We start from the raw sequence: 21,021 nt of genomic DNA, 5'->3' as shown, positions 1-21,021 counted from the left end.
GAAATCAAATGGGTTTATGGAGTAGCGTTGGAAGTGTATTAAGTAGTGCCTGTAGTGCAATTAGCAGTGCGGTTTCATCTATAGGCTCTGCAGTAAGAGACACTGCGATTTCTATTGTAAAATTTGGGGTTGAACTAGCTGCAAAAGTAGGCGAAACCATTAAAAATGTTGGTGTGTCTTTAGGTATTTTATCAGTGGAGGATAACCTTGAGGAGTTAGGTGAAAAGGCGATGTTAAGTGACAAAAAGCCTGAAGACTTTGACTCTATTAATGACTACATCAATCATTTACGTAATGACGTGCCGCTAGATAAAGATAAATTAGCCAGCCTTGATGAAAAAGATTTGCTAGCTAGGTCTGCCATTGGTGCATCAATCACCCTTAAAGGGATCAATGAAAAGCTAGATACGGTGGTGACACCTGAATTTATGGCAGAAGTTGCTAAGCAAGAGTTAGCTTCAGATGAAATTATTGGCACTATTAAAGCGTATAAAGAAAAGTCATTAAGCACTGCTGATTATGCTTTATATATCGGTGATGAGCTGAGTATTGATGAAAGTGACAAACACGGCGATGCATTGGTGGAGGCTTATCAAAAGCTAGAACCTGAGCTTAATATTGAACAAATTGAAGATAAAGTTATGGGACTCAAAGGTTAATTGTAATGAATGACTATTGTATTTTTCTAGCAAACAACACTGTTCAGGTTAGTCGCATCGTTAATTGTGAACTCGAACCTATAAGAATTAGAGGGGAGGTATTAATTCCTCTTGATGATTTTTGGGGATTATTTAAAGATAAAGTGGAGTATGAAGAGAGTGAATCATTAGCGTTCATGGTTCTAGCTGACACGGAAGACTTCTTTATTATGGAAGACATTTTGATAGCTGACCATTTTAGTGCCACTAAAGAGGAACTTGAAAAAGTTATTTTTGATATTAACAAACCCAATTACAGCCTCAATTTTTATCCAGAAGTTGATTTGCAACAACCTAATTTAATTAATGTTAAAGCAGCAATGAATAATGTTGAAGACTTGCCTGTTGATATCACCAGCCATGAAGATAGCTTGCAGACATTTTTTAGAAAACAGACTAGAGCTTTTCAAGCTGACCATAAAAAACGGTAAAGGGAAATTAATATGGATATTGAAAAGCTTTTAGTAATACTTGAACACCCAGAGATTAAGTTAAAGATTGTAGAAATTGTTAGTGCTTATTCTTCTGAGAAAACTAATGAAGCACAACCTAAAGAGCTATTAATGCTGGATGCAGAAGCTGACTCATTTGAGTCTGAGCAGCCTCAAACTCCTATGTCTATTGAACCATCTGAACCATCGCCTTTGGAACTAGAACACCAAGCATTGAAAAAGGACTGTGAAGAAATGAAAGACTTTATTAAAAAGCTTCAAGCCTTAATTTTTGGAAAAGACCAGCAGTTGTCTGATAACCAAAATGAATTACAGCAACTACGTACAGCAATAGAAAATGCAGAAAAGCAAATAAAAAGTAAGCAGTCGCAATTACAAAAGCTAAATGATGATATCAATACTTTAGAGAGCTCGGCAACTCAAGCGGGTAAGCAAAATGAGGATAATTCACAAAAATTAACTTGGTATAGGGACAATTTTGCTGAAGATGTGCTTATTACTGAAACATATCAAGGCTTGGCTGAAACGACAAAATCCTCATTGAAGCGTATTTTTAAAGATAATACGCCAAAAGGTTTAGTGGCTTGCGGTATTCAGGAAAAAAACATTGCTCTTTTGTGGGATTATGTAAAAAATGAAGCCGTTAATGGCAGTAACCTTGATATGAATAATTTAGTAAAACTTTTCGAGTTACTGTTCAGCCGTTTTAGTATTGCCTTTCCTATGTATGAGATGCAAAGTGTCAATCTAGGTGTCAATTTTGATACTCAGTTGCATATCAGACATCACTCTAGCTCGAATATGAGTGGTGCAATACAGGATGTAATATTACGTGGTTACATGAATTCTAAAACTGAGAATGTAATTAAACAGTCTGTCGTTGTGGTTTGATTATGCTTTGTAAGAGTTTAAAAATATTTTAGGTGTTCTGAAGTGCTCTTCTAGTTGTCACTAAATTGTTTATCTAATGTTAATTAACAATGTGCGCAATTAAAACGGTCGAGAAAAACGATGGGGTTGCGAGTTCGCGTCTTGCTTCTCTTGCCAAATATAAAAAACCTAGCAGAAATGCTAGGTTTGTTGATTTTTTAAACCTAACTTTACTCATCACAAGTTGACCTAAATATGAAGAGGACGTAACGAGTGAGTTTATTGTCTACAAGCAATGATTCTGTTCTTTCGATTTTACAAGCTTACAATCCTCAAAATCTCGAAATTTAAAATATTATGTAATTCTATTTTGAGGTGGAGATAAGCATATGTGCAAGCAAGCGAGTTATAGTAAGTATCAGAAAAGTGTGATCAAGTTTTTGAATGATTTATTGGGTACCCGCATACCATTTACTTATGAAAGAACCCAGAATAATCACCTCAAAGTCCTAGTGGATGGAGTACCTAAGCCGCTGTACACCGGTTCAACACCTTCTGATATAAAATCAATCAATAACTTTATGAGTTATGTTAAAAAGGAATTGAGAGCTGTAGGTGCTGAGAGTGAACTCAACACAGCGGATCAAACTCCTTCAATTCAATCCGTATTCCAACCAAGTTTTGAAAAACTCATTCAAACTTGCATTAAGTCATTGAGAACACGAACATCATCGATATCTGAACAAGAAAAAATTAAAATTTTGGAACTAAATGATATTGATTTTATTAAAAAAGATAGGATAAAAATCGTAAAGCACACGATCTCTCACACTTTGCAGTCAAATAGGCAAAGGGGATATATAAAGCCAAAAGCGATGAAAGAGATAGAGGCGAGTATTATTAAGCATCTCAACTTTATGCTACCAAGCATGGCTTTTTATTCTGACCTTATAGTTAGCGCAAATAGTGACGATAAAGTTAATGATGATCTTGTAATGGTGAACAACCTTGATGAGACATTAGCAGTAGTACTACAAGCTCCCGAACCGACCTGTGCAGAAAGCACATTACCAAGCAAGCCTGGTATTACAACTAAACCTGAAATATCTGACAAACAGTTAAATGCACCAGCCAAAATCATGCAGCTTTCTACGAGTAAGCGTGTTAATTCACTTCGCACGTTAACGAATGATAAAGCTCTAGAGTTAATAAAAGACATAGAACAAGCCATGTCTCTTAATCGTGAGCAAGATATTGAGGCTGTCGTTGCATTAATTAGAGAAAAATCGATTCCAATGGATGCCATTATTTCACGCTTAGAAGCAGCTTAATATTACTGATTTTGTATTTTATCGGTGGAGAACGCCCACCTGTTTTTGGAGATCATATGAGCCAGCATTTAATTATACCAACTAGAAGTCTTGGCTTTGGGTACGACCTGGAGTTACATGATTGGAATCAGAGACTTCAAGCTTATAGGATCTTTGAAGGCCAGCCTAAAGAGCTTTTAGAAGGAGGGTTGGGATTAGGGTTGAATCTTATTCGCCAATTTACCTCAAATATTGAGTGGTATAAAAGTATTCCTAAGGAATTTTTAGCCAAATCAGCCCCATTTCCAGAGCACCAATATCAAATGTTATGGCTAGCGGCAAACGTAGAACCAGCCGCTCAAATTTTACTGACAAGACCCTTGTTACTGGTGCTTATTTGCGAACATTACTCGGTTGATAATGCGACGGCAAAAATAATCGCTCAATTAGGTCAGCGTGATATTTTGAAACGATTAGGTTATCACGGCTCAAAAGGGGCATTAAAATTTATAGATAAACTGGCTCTTAAGTTTGATCGGGATATTGAGCTCCAGCACGTCAAGAAGCAATTAGATAAACGCTTTTGTCGTTATCAAGTATTCAATCACTATTCTATGGTTAATTTTAATGCCTTAAGCATAGATAATAGATATCCATTTTTAACGGGAACTCGGTTTGGTCAGGTAATCGCAAGTGACCAAAATATTAAGAGAGTGTCATTAGTAGCATACTTATTAGATGCACTCATGCTGGGAGTTCAATTAGGGATAAATGATCCAGTACAAAGAATTGGCATCTTGCAATCTATCGATGAATTAGAACAATTACATCAGCGATGGGTTGATCGACGTAATGACCTCAGAAGGCAGCAGTTAAGACCGGATGACGCAGATATTCCTTATCCACAATTAATAACCGGTAACGAGCAAATAAGACCGATTTGTAATTATGATGAGTTATTTAACGAAGGTAGCAAGCTAAAGCATTGTATAGCGATTTATCATCAAAAAATCGCTTCAGGGAATTACCTTGCCTTTGCAATGCAGACCCCGCAAAGGGTGACGGTAGGGGTTAAAATCATTAACAAAGAAACATTATTATTGCAGCTGGACCAAATTTCGGGTGTGTGTAACGCTTTACCAACCAATGAAACAAGAGAGATTGTCTATCGATGGCTTGAGGATAAAAAGAGAACCTAACTAATTTTGATACAAAATAACACATTAAAATCGTCGTCTTAGTTAATTAGGCATGTTATTTTTTTATTAAATGATCAAAGCTAAGCATGGTTTTACCGTCCATAAATAATTGAGTTCCAAAAAACTTTATGTTTGAATGTAAGCCTATCAAAACAAGGATGTTTTATGTCATTAGATCAATCTAACACTTCAGCAGTTTGCATTTTAGCTACAAGTTTAATCGATGTGGTCAAATCAGATATCATTTTCAACGTAACTTCAGTTTTTACAGTGGGAACTATTGTTGTTGATTACGTAGAAGCCTTCGATACTAACAATTTTCTTTTAAGAAGAGTTAAAGACTCATAACAAGTTTTTGACTCTATGCGATGTGCTACCTTAATTTTAAGAGAACCATTTTTCGGAACAGCTTTAAGATCTGAAAGTCAGGTTCATATTGCATAACAATGAAAGTTGGCTTTGTGATGTGTTTTTAATTTTATAGTTGTGAGCATGTTGGGTTTTAGGTGTTTGTAAGTTGATTTTTAAATTTAAACATGAAGTTACTCGATGTTTTCCAGTCAATAATTTTTTTACTGTATATTTGCAGTGTAAAATACCTAAATACATAGTAGAACTATCAATATATACAATTTGATTTTTCACTAAATAATCAAATTAATGAGTATTCCAATGGGTTTAAAGTTAAATGATTGATGTAAGGCCTAACAGGTCAACTAGTTTGAAATGCAATGAAATTATAGATCGTATAGTTTCAATAAATAGAGCATGGAAGATTGCATTAGATGACTCAAACCCTCACATAAGCGGTAAAATAGCAGATAAGCTATGTAACCAAAAATCTGCCTGGCAAGTTGAGTTATATCGAAGTTATCCAGATACTATTTGGTTTAAATATGATTTAGATAATTATCCCGATGGTAGTGTATTCAGTGTTCGTTTTGGAACTGAAATGGTCATTTCATCGGATGGTGATAGCAAATGGAATGCTGAGCATCTACCTGTCGAAATTGCACGAAGAATGTTAACTGAAACAGAGTTCCAACAAGCCACAAATCAAAAGAATTAATTTATGAACCTCATTATCAACATCATATTTATCGGTTTAACAGTCATCGTATTCTTAATAAGCCTTTCATTATTGTGGGGTAATCGCCGCGATTATTTACATTCAATATTGAATAAAACAAGTCATTTCTCTGAGCTTAAAAATGCAGAAAATATTCCTTTAGACACTCTAGATGATGGTTGTAAAGCATTAGCGCTTGATATGTGTGCAGTTAAGCAAAAGAAAAAACGCTCATATATCTCTTTCCGAGATGGCCGAGTAGAACTGTTGAGACACCCAACTCAAGTTATTGAAGATTTTTCAATTGCCTCGTTTAAATCAGTGCCAGCTATCCTAACTACATTGGGTATCTTGGGTACATTTGTCGGTATTACTATCGGATTAAATGGTTTAAGTGATTTCGGTTCTGATTCATCTGCATTAGTTGAGCAAGCATCAACTCTTATTGGTGGGTTAGGAACCGCCTTTATCACCTCCATTGCAGGTATGGGGTTAAGTTTTATATTCATGCTATTTTTTTCTTGGAGTGTATCGAAGACTAAGAATGCCAAAGATGGCTTAGCTGACTATATTCAAAAAGAGAGTGTCGTTGTCACGAGTAATGATTTATTGCATCAACTTGTTATTGGGCAACAAGTTAAAGACGAGCAAGTTATTGATCTAGATAAGCTAGTGAGGACTTTAGATACTCTTGCTGGTAAACCTGACGCTATTACGGCAAATGAGTTTGAAAGTTTATCAAACATTTCAGTTGATAAAATTTGTAACAAGATAGCTTCGATGGAAAAATCGATTAATGATAAATTAACCGAGAACAAGTTAGACGAGATCCAGCTTGGAACATCGATTACATCAAGTATGTCAGGCATTTTAGATAAAGCATTCCAAATACCAAACGAACTTTTGAATGATATATGTCAAGAAAGTAAGCAGATTAATCAGGCCACATATTCACTTAGCGGCATGTTAGAAAGTTTAACTTCCAGTAACCACGAGTCAGTTTCTTTAGCAGAAATTGAAGCCATTATTGATCAGAAAATATCAAATCCTATCAGTGAACAAACAACGAAAGTGACGAACTCACTCTTAGGGATAAACCTAAAATTGGCAGATATTACTGAGAAAGCCATAAAAGAAGATAGCTTAAGCTTGCTTCTTACTAATCAAGTAGCAGCTCCAATAAGCAAACATTTGGAGTCTTTACATCAAACTAGTGAAAGCATATTTAGTCATATTGAGCCGCTCCCTAAATTAATCAGCCAACAGTCGCATACCATTAACATATTCGCACAACAGATGAGTCAAGTTACGAGCTTAGTGACATCGATGGCAGACAATATGATTTCAGAGCAAGTAATAAATCTTGCATTATCAACACATGTTGCAGAGCCTTTAAATCAGATATCTTTAGATGTGAAGCAGAATGCAATTGAACAATTAAATGCATCAAATAGAACAGTGCATGCGATTGATGAATTAGCTAATGCAAGAACAGATGAGTTTGAAAGCTTAATTGTTAAAATGGGTGAAGAAATCGTTGAGCCCATTACCACAGAACTAGCGAACACAAATACCGTAGTGGCAAAATTTGCTGATATTAGTAATCAATTAAATCAGAGTGTAACTCAAACAGTTGAAGAGATGGCTAAAGCGACTGCAGTGGTTGCTAATTTTGAACAAAATACCCTAGAAAAATTAAATGTATTCGCATCATCGATGGATACGTCTCTCAATAATTTTGCCATAAATAGTACCGCAGCTCTTAAAGATATTACTAATGAAGTTCAAGGTATCGTGGAGTTGGGTAGTAAATCAATTCAAGAGCAAACAGATGCATTTAGCCAAATGATTTGTGAATCAGATGCCATCTTTAAACAACAATCTAAAACATTAAAAGATGTTGGAATTGAATCAGCGGCACTCATGTCCACCGCCAAGCAAGAACTTGAATCTGGCTTAGGTGATATCGATGCCAAAGTATTAAATATGTCTGTGACAGTGCAGAGTGAATTAGAACGATTTAGAGAGCAGTACCAGCAAAATCTGACACTGTATTTTACTGAACAGAATTCACTACTCGAATCTTCTTTGAACGCTCAGAAAGAGGGATTAAATGAAGTCGTAGGCAACTTCAAATCGGTATTCGAGCAAGAATATACCAAGCGCAGTGAAATGCTTGATGACCTTAATATCCATCATAAGCAAATGATTGATGTAATTGAAAGGGTTCAAGTTATGGCTAAAGCTTTAGGGCTTGAAAATGCTAGCTGGGTTGACACTGTTCAGCTACAAAGCCAATTGGTAAGTCGACAAATGGCTGATTTAGGCCTTTCATTTGCTAAGGCATCAGAGGACTTTAAAATACTATCAAGTCAAATGAGACCTGAAATGGATGATTATTTCAAACGTGCTAATAAATCAGTTGAACAATATTTTGGTGACTTTGATGCGACTTCATCACGTATTTATACCAGACTCGATAGAGCTGTAGATGTAATGATTACCGTAATTGAAGAAGCTAAACATGAAAGAGATGAACTTGCCATCCTGAAACAGAAGGCAAGCTAATGGACGTCAGTCATTACAAGGAAGAACAGCAAATTGATGAAACAGGTACCTGGTTATCCATTAGTGATTTAATGGCAGGTCTACTGATGGTTTTCGCTTTGCTGCTAATTGTTACATTGGCACAATTGTTCGAATTCCAGGAGCAATCTAAAAGTAATCGAATCATCATTATCGAAGAAATTCAAAAAGGATTGGAAGAGGTTGGTATTGAATCTCAAATCGATTCCAAAGGGACTTTGTCATTAGTTGAAGGGCTTCAATTTGATGCTAATAGTGCTCATATTGATGAAAAAGGACAAGACTTTCTCAGTAAGTTAATACCAATCTATAGTCGCGTTATTTTTCAAGAACGAAATAATATAGATAAAGATACATCAGATATATCTGAAGAAGTAAATTATCTCGTTATTGAAGGGCATGCTGATTTATTAGAAGGTAAAAATAATGGCATGTCTCTCAGTTTACGACGAGCTGAAGCAGTAACAAATTGGCTTGAAACCAGTATATTTCCTTATAAAGGGGACTTACTCAATAAAGTGCTGCCTGCCGGACGAGGAAGTTTAGAAGCAAACCCTAATCTACCTGCTAATGATAACCGAAAAGTTATTTTCCGTTTTGAGTTTAAAAGTCATGACATTACAGAGTTGATGAAAAAAGGTAGTAACGTCAATGACCTTTAGAAATAGCCGTCAACCTTGGTTTCTTGATCCAGTACTTCCGACTAAACTGCACCTATCCAGTAGCCAGCCACCTCTAGGCGGTGTTAAAGAGGGTGAACAAAGCACGGTTAATCTCGATGATAAAGACATTAAAAGCATTGCTAAACGATTGAAAAATAATGAACCAATTTCTGAAGTCGATTGGATAATCCTATTGCGTTCAGAGGAACGTTACCAAGCGTTGAGTGCCACAGAACGTAAATCTATTGTTACCCTTGTTTGGGGCAGTTTATTAAAGGATAAGCTCCGTTATAACAAAGTCTTAATTAAGACTGTAGCAAGTTTGGCTAGAGGGTATCACTCTCTGGCTGATTCACTGGTTGACGCTTTTCCAAAGAAATTTACCGCATCTCATGAAGGTTCAACACAGCAAAGAACTGACATTGTGCGGAACCTACTGACACAAGATTATTTGTCTTGTGCACATATGATACGCAGCAGCAAATTGAGCGTTAGTAAATGGTTTGAACAGTATGAGTTAGAAGCTGAAGGCGAACACATAACTGCTATTTGTAAAAATGCTGCAGCTATATTGAATCAATCTCCGAACACAAGTGATTTGAACTGGTGGCTTTCTTGTCAGCAGTCATTAGAGATTGAGCAAACTATTGAACAATTTGAACAGCTTTTACTTAATTTGAACCATATCGAATCGAACACTGACTTCGATATGTGGATTCAGACTCGTTGTCTTCCAGATAATGAAGAAACCCTGTGGTATCAACTTTCTGAACCCGCTAAATTAAAGCTAAAAAGCTTATTTCATGTCACAAGCTTTGAGTCAGTTCAAAAAATATTTAATGCTTTATGTGAGACAAGTACTGACCCAACATTGACAAAAACTCATGCAAGTAACCTTAACAAGCGAACCTCCTTTTGGTCATCATATAGTGATTCATTTGATCGGGTCCGTTTTATGTTGACCGAGCGTTCTGAAAAGCTACTTTCCAATAAAATGGATCTACGCCAAGAGCGAGTAACTGTAATGACATCATCCATTTTGAATGATGCAAGTGAAATTTGTATTTTTGAAATAGGGCGCTACATCTTTATTGAACGTTTTAGAGGAACAAATTTTGATTTAGGCGTTTTTGAAAAATCACCATTACTTGAAAAATTACTTTTCGAGTCAGCGGGATTAAATGCCGATATTATTAGCAAACTGCAACCGACAGATACAGCAGATCACTTACATTACTGGCAAAAGAGATTAATCAAATTCTTATCGAATAAAAATATTCATCCTAATAGGATTAATAGCATACCGAAGGGATGGTTTTCTCAATTATCACAAGATGAGAAACTTAGTGTCGATGAAATGAAACAACGCAGATACCAACACAATTTAGATAGCACAAGTTACTTTAAAATAGGCCAAAGTTACAGATGAACAATATAATACAAGATCCATTAACAATAACGTTTTGCGCCATAATTTTAATCGGGGCATTCATATTTGGTGTGCAACTTTGGTTATCAACCCGCAAGTTAATTACTCAACTCAATAATGTTAACTCAGAACTTCAGCAGTGCAAGGCTATTAATGAATTTGATGAAGACGGTGAAATCATCGATAGGACTTGGTCTGATAGCGCTTTAACTATTGCATATCAAAATCGCGATAAGATGCACAGTCAAATTACTGCGGCGGAATGTTTAAAAGCACCTTGGAATGCATATAAAAGAAGTATGCAAATACCAGGAGAAAACTTTGAATTGAAAGCCAACCAAGCCCCTGCATTAAGAAATACGATGCAGGTAAACTCACTGTTTAATATGGAGAATGTTGTAGAGTCACAAATCAATGTGCGACTAATGACATCTGTACCAAATATGCTAACAGGGCTTGGTTTACTATTCACATTTGTCGGATTAGTGATTGGTATTGCAGGCGCTTCATCAGGCCTAAGCTCAGCTGATAGTGAAGCCGCAAGACAATCTCTATACCCACTATTAAGTGGTGCTAGTATTGCATTTACTACTTCAATTGTAGGTATTATTTGCTCGATGGCTTTCAATATTTTCGAGAAAAATCGTTTCTTTCAATTAGAAAGAGAAGTTAAAAAATTCAGCGATTACTTAGCTACCCATATTGAATTCATTGATTCAGACAAGCTAGCTGCAATGCAGTTAGAAGCCATTGAAGGGCAAACAAAAGCGTTGAATGATTTCCAAGTGGATCAACAACGAATTACTGATGAAACTATTAGACGAGTATCTGAAGAATTTAGAGAAACCCTACTCGATAATGCAGGATCTGAAATTGAAAAATTAGCTGATTTAATAGCTGAAATGAACAAGAGCATGGGGGAGAACTTAACAAGCTTTACCGATAATCAGGTCAAAGTAACTAAAGCAACAGAAGAACTGACCCAGACTTTGCAAACATCGATTGTCAACGTAACCGAAAAACTTAAAGATAGTTCAGATGCAATGGGTGAGCGGGAAGAACAAAGAGTTAGCAGAATAGTCAGTATATTTGAGACTGTTTGCAATGATATGTCACAGGTTATGACTGAAACAACATCAGCAATCAATGGGCGTGAAGAAGAACGTGTTAATCGCATCATAAACAGCTTTGAAATCGCAAGTAATGATATCTCTAAAGTCATAACTAATAGCACTACTGAGATTGAAGAACAATTATATGCCCAGTCTCGCATCTCACTTGATAACATTAAACAAGCATCTGAATGGTATGGTAAAACTATGGCTGATTCAGCACAATTGCTAGACAATATTCCTGAGCGAATCACATTGGCAAGTGAGCAAAGTGTTCAAAATTCTAGTCAACAACTGCAAGCCTTAATGGCTGAATTATTACCTGAAACAGTTGCACAGGTTTCTAACAGTTTAGGTCAGCAAGTAAACTCCCTGATGTCACAAGTGACTGTTGCTGAAAGTAATCTAGCTAATATTTTACAACAGTTTCCTGATGTAGCAGCGCAGCTTGGTAAGTTAAATCAAGAACTGGTAGGTAACGCGCAAGTTATTGGTCGTTTACATGAGTCGACAAAGTCGAGTTTATCTAATTTCGTAGATACATCTCAAAGCTTAAATGAAAGTGTTACTCATATGGCTGAAGCAAATACATTCTCAGCCGAACTGGCTAGAAACTATATGGTACTGCTTAAAGATATACAAGGCTCAGCTAAAGATGCGTCAGAGTCGAATAAAACAGCACAGCAAACATCTGTTAATTTAAAACATGCACTAAAAGAACATAGTCATGTTAGTCAGAGTATAAAAGCGGCTTTAGATAGTTCACTATCTCAGTTACATCGTGGTCTAAGCGATTATGCAGACTTAACTAACAAGCATATGTCTTCTTTAGATCATGATGCTAGCAAAGTGTCATCACACTTAGTTGAAGCGATAAAAGAAGTTGATGTTTTGGTTAAAGATATTGCCCGAGTTTCAAGCAAAATGAGTAATGTAGCGTGAGCTTAAAACAAAATAAAGAAGATACCAGTTACATGATGGCTATCTCAGATGTGATGTCTGGGTTAATGTTCATTTTCATTATTACCTTGGCTATTTTTGTATTTGATTTTATTGAAGCATCTCGTGAGCATGAAGAAGAAATGCATAAACTAACTGAAGCATTAAATAAGCTTGGTGAAAATAACCAGATGCGCGCTTCGTTACTTGTTGATATTCAGGATGAGCTCAAGAAAAGAGAGATTGACGTTGAAATCGATGCTGAACATGGTGTCTTAAGACTCAATGAAAATGCTATTAGGTTTGAAACAGGATCGTCTGACTTGAATGAAATTCAAATTGAACGATTAGGTACTGTAGCTGAAGTGCTAGGCACTATACTGCCTTGTTATGGTATCAACCCTCCAGAACACCTTAATTGTCTAAAAGATAAAACTGAAGGTGGTGATGAAAGCAAAATAGCCACAGCAGGTAAAATTGATTCAATATTTGTAGAAGGGCACACTGATAATGTCCCTATTGGTGGTCGTTTAGCTCGGAAATATCAAGATAACTGGGTGTTATCGGCTCATCGCGCTATGTTCACTTATCGGGAAGTCGCAAAAAAACAACCTGTACTGGCTCAAATGATGAACAATAATAACCAACCAATTATTAGTGTTAGTGGTTATGGAGAGGGACGTCCAGTTCCTGGTCATGAATATAATACGCCAGTGTCCGACCCCGTTAATCGAAGAATAGATTTTAGATTTATTATGACACCGCCTTCCATTACAGAAGCCCAAGCTTCAATGAAAGGAAATCTGAACTAGATGGCAAGTTTAACATCGATTAATAGTGATAATCATCTAAAGGCATTAAGCGCTAAGCTACCAACAATGTTGTTTGTAAATAATTGGGCTCCGTCCGAAAGTGAATTAGTATCCACTTATGAACAAGTTAACGAATATCAGCAACAAGGGCGGTTAAACGTTGATAATGTCACCCTTTATCAGCAACGCTTAATTGCGTCATTAATGGTATTAGACACCAATAAAAAACAACAGTTAGGCAATGTTTTATCTTTTACTGACATTTGGCAAGCGTGTTTTAAGATGTTTAATACTCGCATTGATCAATTGACAGTTGAAATCTTAATCAAAGACTTCAATAATTTATTGGTAACCAAATCGACAGAGTCTATGTACCGTATTATTACCGATATAGATCTACTATCTCGTAAGACGTTAGAGGCTTTCCCCGCGACGGTTCGAAGCCAAAATATAACAAGATTAAAAGACCAAGCACTGAAAGGTTCTGAAAATAACCAAACATGGCAAAGTGTGTTTGTTAGGTTACAAACTAAGGTGCAACTATCAACGGTTGCCATATTTAATGATTTTGTTAAACACAAAGATGAACCGTTTAAGCAAGATATTTTAAAAGATACTAATGCCTTCTTGATGGCATACCTAAAGCGTGGCCATGTTAAAAACTTATGGGTGTTTGCCTCCTCAGACGTGATAGCGCAATTACCTGCAAATCAACAATCAATTTGTTACACACTAAAAAATGCTGAAAAAGAGCAAATGATCATAGTGGCTCATATCGGTGAGCATATTTGGGTTCAAAATTATAAATTAGATGTTTTTGGATTTTATAAATTACCCGAAAAATTTACATACTTACAAAGTGTTGTTGAATATTTAATCGATAAAAAATGTAAGTATCATTATATGTTCAGCCGAACCGGACTATGGCAATATAAGCTGTCATTAACGCTAAAAAGTGCTACTGGTTTTAGCCCCAAACGATCTGACTATATATAAGTTATGTGAAGTATTTTGATAGGAGTTATATGAATGATGAATAACCCTAACCCTAACCCTAATCCTAACTCGAAACGATTAAAGAAAGGACGCTATGAAAAAATCTAACTTCGAATTTCTAAAAGGCGTGAACGATATCTTGTATCGTACAGCCTGTGCAGCAGAAAATAATTTTCCAGATGATCCTAATACCACCTTATTCAAACTGCGTATGTTTGGCGAATCTGCAGCCAAGCATTTAGCTAAATTACTGTGTGTTGAGCCCCAAGTTACTCAAAATGATTTACTGCGTGAACTCGCAAAAATTGCCTGGGTTGATGATTCAATAATAAAAATATTTCATGAACTACGGATCATCGGTAACAAAGCAGTACATGATAACCATGACAATTTAACCGATGCTGAAATGTGTTTGCGCGTAACCTTTCGTTTAAGTGTTTGGTATTACCGTCTATTGACCAAAGATGAAGACTTTCAAACGCCGCTGTTTGTGTTGCCAACCAGTCAGCAAAGTAATGACGACGCTACCGCACAGATTGATGAATTAAAAGTCGCCCTTACAGAGGCGCAACAACAAGCAAAGCAAAACCAACAGCAGTCAAAGTCAGAAGTAGAAGCCCAACAAAGAAAATTAGTGGATCTACAAGGTTACATTTCTATTCTAGAAAGTAAGCAAACTGAAACGGTAGAGCAAACTCAAGCGCGTATAGCAGCACTCGAAGCGCAACTCAAAGCCAAAGATGCTGAAATAGCCAAAAAGACTGAAGCAGAACGTAAAGCCTATAAAAAGCAGATTACTGAGCAAGCCGCATCGCGTTCATTGGGCTTAAGTGAGCCAGAAACCCGATACCTTATTGACTTACAACTGCGTGAAGCAGGTTGGGAAGCCAATACCCAAACCTTAAAGTACGCTGCCAATACTCGTCCTGAAATAGGCCGCAACATTGCCATTGCCGAATGGCCAACAGGTATAGATGAAACGGGGAAACCAGGCTTTGCCGATTATGTATTATTTGTCGGTCTAATGCCGATTGCTGTCATAGAAGCCAAAAAACAAAACCTCGATGTGATGGCCAAACTATCAGAGGCCTATCGATATAGTCATACCTTTGATCAGCAATTTTTACATGACGAAATCAATAGCCATTACGCAGGCTCAGAACAGCATTCAATGGTGACAGAGCAATTAGGTTCCGTTTACAAACCATCCTGGTTAGATTCTGACGGTAAAACCCGCTTTAACATTCCTTTTTGTTATTCTGCCAATGGCCGTGAATATCGCGCCGCCGTTAAAACCAAAAGCGGTATTTGGCACCGTGATGTGCGCTTAAGCACCAATCAAGCTAAAGCCTTACCAGCGTGGCATAGCCCTGGAGAGTTAACGGCTAAACTGGAGCGTGAAGATAACATTCGTAATCGCTGGTTTGACGAAAACCCTGATTTATCCGCACTCAGTTTACGTTACTTTCAAGAAGATGCCGTTCGTGCAGTTGAGCAAGGTGTCATTGCAGGCAAACAAGAAATGATGCTGGCAATGGCAACCGGTACCGGTAAAACCCGTACTGCTATTGGCATCATGTATCGTTTGATTCAATCACAACGTTTTAACCGCATCTTGTTTTTGGTTGATCGCCGCTCCTTAGGTACCCAAGCCATAGGCGCCTTTGAAGACATGCGTATTAACGACGAAACCTTCAACAGCATCTTCAATGTCAAAGGCTTAACTGACAAATTCCCTGAAGACAGTACTAAAATCCATGTTGCTACCGTGCAATCATTGGTTAAACGCGTACTGCAAAGTGATGAAACCGTCCCAGTAGGGCGCTACGACTGCATCATTGTCGATGAAGCACATCGAGGTTATGTACTGGACTCTGAGCAAACCGAAGGTGAAGAGCAGTTCCGTAATGGCCAAGACTTTATCTCATCTTATAGACGCGTAATTGACCACTTTGATGCCATCAAAATAGCCTTAACTGCAACCCCAGCGCTGCATACCCGTGAGATTTTCGGTGATCCAGTTTACCGATATACTTATCGCCAAGCCGTGATAGATGGTTTCCTTAACGACCAAGAACCGCCGATTAAAATCACCACCCAGCTAAGTGCCAGTGGCGTGCACTTTGCTAAAGGTGAGCAAGTTGAGCGTATGACTTATCAAGGTGAAATCGTTCTTGATGAGCTAGAAGATGAACAAAACTTCGAGGTAGCAGACTTTAACCGTAACCTTATAGCGCCCAATTTCACTAAAGCTATCTGTGATGAGTTAGTTAATCATTTAGACCCCACCGGTAATCAAAAAACCTTAGTATTTTGTGTCAGTAACGATCATGCCGATATGATGGTAGAGCAACTGCGATTATCATTTGCCAGCAAATATCCGCAACTTGAACATGACGCCATAATCAAAATTACCGGCACATCAGACAAAGACCCAGACAAAATTCAAACCATGATCACTCGCTACAACAAAGAGCGCTTACCCAATATTGTGGTTACGGTCGATTTACTCAGTACGGGTGTCGATATACCCAGTATTTGTAACCTGGTATTTGTGCGTAAAGTGCGTAGCCGCATCTTGTACGAACAAATGAAAGGTCGCGCAACCCGTTTATGCCCGCAAGTCGGTAAAACCTCGTTCCGCATTTTTGATACGGTTGATTTATACGACACCCTTGAAAATGTCGACGGCATGAAACCAGTTGTGGTGAGGCCCACGGTAGATCTTCAAACCTTAGTAAATGAAATCACCGACAGCGAAACCTATAACGTAAAAGAGGCCGATGGCCGCAGTTTTGCCGAGCACAGTCACGATTTACTGGTTGCCAAGTTGCAGCGCGTTATTGGTCAAGCCATATTTAATCGTCAATACAGTAAAGAGATTGACCAAGCCGTTAATCGTTTTGATGAAATCTGCCAAGACAACATCGGTTGTGACTTTGCCAATCTAGGTAAAACCCTTAAAAACAAAGGCCCAAAGTGGACTGCTGAGATTTTTAATAAAGTTGATAATCTAGTGCCTCGCATCGAGCGCCTTAAGCACTTAATTAACCAGCAGCGTAAAGAGCCCATTTTTACCGATATTGCAGACGAGGTCATAAAGGTTGAGCACCTTTACGGAGACTACGACAACCCTGAAGATTTCCTTGAAGCCTTTGATAAACTTGTCGACACCAGTGTTAACGCCAATGCCGCCTTACATACTGTACTCACTAAACCGCGCGATTTAACCCGCAAAGGATTGGTAGAGTTACAAGAGTGGTTTGACAGCCAACACTTTGACGAGTCAACTCTGCGTAAAGCATGGGCTAAAAAGACCAATCAAGATATTGCTGCTCGCTTAATCGGCCATATTCGCCGCGCAGCAATGGGGCAGGCGCTACAGCCATTTGATGAACGTGTCGACCATGCTCTGGCTAAAATCATTGCTAAAGAAGCGTGGAATGAAGAGCAATTGAATTGGCTTAATCGCCTGGCCGACAGCATTAAAGTCAGTGTGGTACTTGACGACAACACCTTTAAAATTGGTAACTACAAGCGTAAAGGTGGAAAACGTAAGCTTATGAACGTCTTTAATGATGAATTACCCAGCATACTGTCTAACTTCAGTGATTATATCTGGGATGAACAAGCCTAAGGTTTTATCATAGCCAATAAGTGAAAAACTAAACAAGTAAACATTTTTAAGCATTGATGACGGCGAATAAGTTCCTAACAGGATTTTATACGCGTTGTTTAACGCGAGCTTAGCGCGACCTTAGCGCGACCTTAGCGCTATCTTATTAGTCCTATAAAAGGTCAAATAAGACGCCCTAACATTCGCCGTTATTGATGCATTAACCGTAAGATAAAAGAGTACTAACTGAATGAACAATAACGATCTGGTCGCCAAACTGTGGAAGCTATGTGACAACCTACGTGATGGCGGCGTGTCTTACCAAAACTACGTCAATGAGTTAGCCTCTTTGCTGTTTTTAAAAATGTGCCAATCAACCGGGCAAGAACAAGAGCTGCTGCCTGAAGGCTTTCGCTGGGGTAACCTCAAGTCAAAAATCGGCCAAGAGCAACATCAATTCTACCGTAACATGCTAGTGCAGTTAGGCGCAGACGATCACGCCATTGTGCGTGCCATCTTCCAAAATGTGAACACCACCATTACTCAACCTGCGCAGTTAACCGAGTTAGTCGACAATATGGATAAACTCGACTGGTTTGACGACGGTAAAGGTAAATCCCGTGACGACTTTGGTGACATGTACGAAGGGTTATTGCAAAAAAATGCTAACGAAACCAAATCAGGTGCAGGCCAGTACTTTACGCCAAGACCGTTAATTAGCACTATGGTTAAATTGTTAAAACCCCAGGCCCGTGAAGTGATCCAAGATCCCGCCGCCGGTACTGCAGGTTTTTTAATTGAGGCCGACAAATACATTAAGTCGCAAACCAATGACCTCGATGATTTAGACGACACAGACCAAGAGTTTCAAATGACCAAAGCCTTTGTTGGCCTTGAGTTAGTGCCTGAAACCCGCCGCTTAGCGTTAATGAACTGCCTACTGCACGACATTGAAGGCGATAGCGAACATGGCGCCATTCGTCTTGGTAACACCTTAGGTAGCGCCGGTGAAACCTTACCGAAAGCAAAAGTGATTTTAACTAACCCGCCTTTTGGCAGTGCAGCCAGTACCAATATTACCCGCACCTTTGTTCACCCAACGGGTAACAAACAGCTGTGTTTTATGCAGCACATTGTTGAGGCATTACTGCCAGGTGGCCGCGCCGCCGTGGTTATTCCTGATAACGTGTTATTTGAAGGCGGTAAAGGCACGGAAATTCGCCGCGATTTAATGGACAAATGTAACCTACACACCATTTTGCGCTTACCAACCGGTATCTTTTATGCCGCAGGGGTTAAAACCAACGTGCTGTTTTTCCAAAAAGGCACTCAAGCTAACCCGAATCAAGACAAAGACTGTACTACCGATACCTGGGTCTACGATTTACGTACCAACCTGCAAACCTTTGGTAAACGTAACCCGTTCACTGCAAAGTATCTTGCCAGCTTTGAACTTGCTTATGGTGATGACGCTAACGGACAAAGCCCACGTAAAGAGGGTGTTTACAATATATTAGGGTGTACTACTGAGGTTGATGAAAGCAATCTGGCAGAGCAAAGCGTAGACAGCCCTGAGCGATTAGATAGTGCCCGCTGGCGTAAATTCTCTCGCCAGTTCATCAAAGACAAAGGCGACAGCTTAGACATTACTTGGCTTAAAGATAACTCCATTACCGATGCTGCCAATTTGCCTGAACCCGAAGTACTCGCCACCGAAGCGATGACCGAGCTGACCGAAGCCCTACGTGAAATGAATCAACTGATGATTGACCTTGGAGCTATAGATGAAGCCGCAGGACAAGTGCAGTTATTGGCGGAAGAGTTTGGTTTAGAAAAGAAAGTGATTGAGGGTAAAGGATAATGGCCCAACGCGAAGTAACAAAAACACCTTCTAGTTGGGAGATCTGTTCGATCTCTTATATAGTTTCTGAGGCTAATACTGGACTTGTCCGCTCGTCTAAAGAGCAATTTATAGAAGGCCAATACCCTTATATTAAAATGAATAACCTGACAAATACAGGTAAGTTTGATTTTAAGAAAATGGTTTATGTCGACGCTATTGAAAAAGACCTTATAAAAGGGCAACTATTTGCAGGTGACTTTGTTTTTAACACCCGTAATAGCGCCGAATTAGTTGGCAAGTGTGGTGTCTTTAATGGAGGCTCCGATTCACCAATCCTATTTAATAATAATTTATTAAGGATGCGTTTTTCTGAAATATTGCCTGAGACAATTGCTTATTGGTTTAATTCCCCATTAGGAAAGCAGGCATTAAGTAGTATTACCTCAGCAACTACAAACGTTGCAGCTATTTATCAAAAGTCACTTTTAAAACTTGAGGTTCCGATTCCCCCACTCCCCGAACAAAAGCGCATTGTCGAAAAGCTCGACAGCTTACTGGCGCAGGTCGACACCATACAGCAACGCTTAAACACCTTGCCTAACATCATCAAACGCTTCCGCCAGTCCGTCCTCGCCGCCGCCGTCTCCGGCAAACTCACCGAGCAATGGCGCAACGACAATGAAATAGCTGATTGGGATGAAGTGACTTTAGGTGACGTTATTGATATTGGCCCTAAGAAACCTAAGCAATTAGATGAGGATTTAGTGTCGTTTTCACCAATGGCAATGATGCCAAAATTATTGGGGGAAGAGCTAGTTTCTGAAGTTAGAAAGTGGAAAGAAGTAAAAAAAGGCTTCACTTGCTTTAAAAATAATGATGTTCTTCTCGCAAAAATTACACCTTGCTTCGAAAACGAAAAGTCAGTTATTGCTAAAGGTCTAAAAAATGGAATTGGTACTGGATCTACCGAGTTTATGGTATTAAGACCCAATGGAAAAATGTTAAGTTATCTGATTTTTTGCCATGTAAAATCTCTTTCATTTCTTAAAGATGGTGAAATGAATATGTCGGGTTCTGTCGGTCATAGAAGGGTTCCAAAAGAATTTGTTGAAAATTGGTCTATAGGCTTACCTTTAATAGAAGAACAAACCGAAATCGTCCGTCTAGTAGAACAATACTTCGCCTTAGCCGATACCTTAGAAAAACACCTAAAAAAAGCCAAACAACGGGTCGATAACTTAACCCAAGCAATATTAGCTAAAGCGTTCAAGGGCGAGTTATTACCACAAGACCCAAACGACGAACCCGCAGACAAACTGCTAGCGCGCATAGCCATCGCAAGGAAAGAGGCTGAAGCACTTGCTAAAGCAGCAAAAAAAGCTGCTGGCGGTAATAAAAGACCCACTAAAACAGCGAAAGCATAATTTT

At 38.4% G+C, this 21,021-nt stretch carries 16 protein-coding genes; all 16 read left to right on the top strand.

Annotated elements, in window-relative coordinates; all coding sequences use genetic code 11:
- The first annotated feature begins 8 nt into the window (after nucleotides 1–8).
- The 16 genes from AB4153_RS15750 (at nucleotide 9) to AB4153_RS15675 (ending at nucleotide 21,017) form a co-directional block, all read left to right on the top strand.
- Entirely contained in the window at nucleotides 9–659 is a 651-nt protein-coding gene (locus AB4153_RS15750) for a hypothetical protein (RefSeq protein WP_371998100.1), read from the top strand.
- Nucleotides 660–664: 5 nt separating this feature from the next.
- Nucleotides 665–1,129, top strand: coding sequence for a hypothetical protein (locus tag AB4153_RS15745; protein ID WP_371998099.1), 465 nt, complete (start codon nucleotides 665–667; stop codon nucleotides 1,127–1,129).
- A gap of 12 nt (nucleotides 1,130–1,141) precedes the next feature.
- Entirely contained in the window at nucleotides 1,142–2,041 is a 900-nt protein-coding gene (locus AB4153_RS15740) for a hypothetical protein (RefSeq protein WP_371998098.1), read from the top strand.
- A gap of 368 nt (nucleotides 2,042–2,409) precedes the next feature.
- Nucleotides 2,410–3,351, top strand: coding sequence for a hypothetical protein (locus AB4153_RS15735; RefSeq protein WP_371998097.1), 942 nt, complete (start codon nucleotides 2,410–2,412; stop codon nucleotides 3,349–3,351).
- A 56-nt stretch (nucleotides 3,352–3,407) separates the two neighbouring features.
- Nucleotides 3,408–4,529, top strand: coding sequence for a PcfJ domain-containing protein (locus AB4153_RS15730; protein ID WP_371998096.1), 1,122 nt, complete (start codon nucleotides 3,408–3,410; stop codon nucleotides 4,527–4,529).
- A 165-nt stretch (nucleotides 4,530–4,694) separates the two neighbouring features.
- Entirely contained in the window at nucleotides 4,695–4,877 is a 183-nt protein-coding gene (locus AB4153_RS15725) for a hypothetical protein (RefSeq protein ID WP_371998095.1), read from the top strand.
- Between the two features lie 373 nt (nucleotides 4,878–5,250).
- On the top strand, nucleotides 5,251–5,598 hold the full coding sequence (locus AB4153_RS15720) for a hypothetical protein (protein WP_371998094.1): 348 nt from the start codon (nucleotides 5,251–5,253) through the stop codon (nucleotides 5,596–5,598).
- 3 nt (nucleotides 5,599–5,601) lie between these two features.
- On the top strand, nucleotides 5,602–8,166 hold the full coding sequence (locus tag AB4153_RS15715; RefSeq protein WP_371998093.1) for a MotA/TolQ/ExbB proton channel family protein: 2,565 nt from the start codon (nucleotides 5,602–5,604) through the stop codon (nucleotides 8,164–8,166).
- Nucleotides 8,166–8,846, top strand: a complete 681-nt coding sequence (locus AB4153_RS15710; RefSeq protein ID WP_371998092.1) for a chemotaxis protein MotB — start codon at nucleotides 8,166–8,168, stop codon at nucleotides 8,844–8,846. Before AB4153_RS15715 ends, AB4153_RS15710 begins: the two co-directional genes overlap by 1 nt.
- Nucleotides 8,836–10,275: an EH signature domain-containing protein gene (locus AB4153_RS15705; protein ID WP_371998091.1), complete on the top strand. Its 1,440-nt coding sequence runs from the start codon at nucleotides 8,836–8,838 to the stop codon at nucleotides 10,273–10,275. Before AB4153_RS15710 ends, AB4153_RS15705 begins: the two co-directional genes overlap by 11 nt.
- Complete coding sequence (locus AB4153_RS15700; RefSeq protein ID WP_371998090.1) at nucleotides 10,272–12,329, top strand: hypothetical protein; 2,058 nt, start codon at nucleotides 10,272–10,274, stop codon at nucleotides 12,327–12,329. The genes AB4153_RS15705 and AB4153_RS15700 overlap by 4 nt, the downstream gene beginning before the upstream one ends.
- A complete protein-coding gene (locus AB4153_RS15695) occupies nucleotides 12,326–13,138 on the top strand; it encodes a flagellar motor protein MotB (protein WP_371998089.1) in 813 nt (270 codons plus the stop codon). The genes AB4153_RS15700 and AB4153_RS15695 overlap by 4 nt, the downstream gene beginning before the upstream one ends.
- Nucleotides 13,139–14,134, top strand: coding sequence for a hypothetical protein (locus AB4153_RS15690; RefSeq protein ID WP_371998088.1), 996 nt, complete (start codon nucleotides 13,139–13,141; stop codon nucleotides 14,132–14,134).
- Nucleotides 14,135–14,228: 94 nt separating this feature from the next.
- On the top strand, nucleotides 14,229–17,771 hold the full coding sequence (gene hsdR / locus AB4153_RS15685) for a type I restriction-modification system endonuclease (RefSeq protein ID WP_371998087.1): 3,543 nt from the start codon (nucleotides 14,229–14,231) through the stop codon (nucleotides 17,769–17,771).
- Nucleotides 17,772–18,000: 229 nt separating this feature from the next.
- Nucleotides 18,001–19,611 (top strand): N-6 DNA methylase, encoded by a 1,611-nt coding sequence (locus AB4153_RS15680; RefSeq protein ID WP_371998086.1) that lies wholly within the window; start codon nucleotides 18,001–18,003, stop codon nucleotides 19,609–19,611.
- A complete protein-coding gene (locus AB4153_RS15675) occupies nucleotides 19,611–21,017 on the top strand; it encodes a restriction endonuclease subunit S (protein WP_371998085.1) in 1,407 nt (468 codons plus the stop codon). Before AB4153_RS15680 ends, AB4153_RS15675 begins: the two co-directional genes overlap by 1 nt.
- Nucleotides 21,018–21,021: the final 4 nt, after the last annotated feature.

It is taken from the genome of Shewanella sp. 10N.286.52.E4 (assembly GCF_041468785.1).
Classification (GTDB): domain Bacteria; phylum Pseudomonadota; class Gammaproteobacteria; order Enterobacterales; family Shewanellaceae; genus Shewanella; species Shewanella electrodiphila.
Note: the sequence above shows the minus strand (reverse complement) of the source record. Positions and strands in the feature narration are given on the sequence as shown.

Excerpts from the sequence above, each read along its gene's own strand:
- AB4153_RS15750 (WP_371998100.1), top strand. The coding sequence starts at position 9 with ATGGGTTTATGGAGTAGCGTTGGAAGTGTATTAAGTAGTGCCTGTAGT.
- AB4153_RS15745 (WP_371998099.1), top strand. The coding sequence starts at position 665 with ATGAATGACTATTGTATTTTTCTAGCAAACAACACTGTTCAGGTTAGT.
- AB4153_RS15740 (WP_371998098.1), top strand. The coding sequence starts at position 1,142 with ATGGATATTGAAAAGCTTTTAGTAATACTTGAACACCCAGAGATTAAG.
- AB4153_RS15735 (WP_371998097.1), top strand. The coding sequence starts at position 2,410 with ATGTGCAAGCAAGCGAGTTATAGTAAGTATCAGAAAAGTGTGATCAAG.
- AB4153_RS15730 (WP_371998096.1), top strand. The coding sequence starts at position 3,408 with ATGAGCCAGCATTTAATTATACCAACTAGAAGTCTTGGCTTTGGGTAC.
- AB4153_RS15725 (WP_371998095.1), top strand. The coding sequence starts at position 4,695 with ATGTCATTAGATCAATCTAACACTTCAGCAGTTTGCATTTTAGCTACA.
- AB4153_RS15715 (WP_371998093.1), top strand. The coding sequence starts at position 5,602 with ATGAACCTCATTATCAACATCATATTTATCGGTTTAACAGTCATCGTA.
- AB4153_RS15710 (WP_371998092.1), top strand. The coding sequence starts at position 8,166 with ATGGACGTCAGTCATTACAAGGAAGAACAGCAAATTGATGAAACAGGT.
- AB4153_RS15705 (WP_371998091.1), top strand. The coding sequence starts at position 8,836 with ATGACCTTTAGAAATAGCCGTCAACCTTGGTTTCTTGATCCAGTACTT.
- AB4153_RS15700 (WP_371998090.1), top strand. The coding sequence starts at position 10,272 with ATGAACAATATAATACAAGATCCATTAACAATAACGTTTTGCGCCATA.
- AB4153_RS15690 (WP_371998088.1), top strand. The coding sequence starts at position 13,139 with ATGGCAAGTTTAACATCGATTAATAGTGATAATCATCTAAAGGCATTA.
- hsdR (WP_371998087.1), top strand. The coding sequence starts at position 14,229 with ATGAAAAAATCTAACTTCGAATTTCTAAAAGGCGTGAACGATATCTTG.
- AB4153_RS15680 (WP_371998086.1), top strand. The coding sequence starts at position 18,001 with ATGAACAATAACGATCTGGTCGCCAAACTGTGGAAGCTATGTGACAAC.
- AB4153_RS15675 (WP_371998085.1), top strand. The coding sequence starts at position 19,611 with ATGGCCCAACGCGAAGTAACAAAAACACCTTCTAGTTGGGAGATCTGT.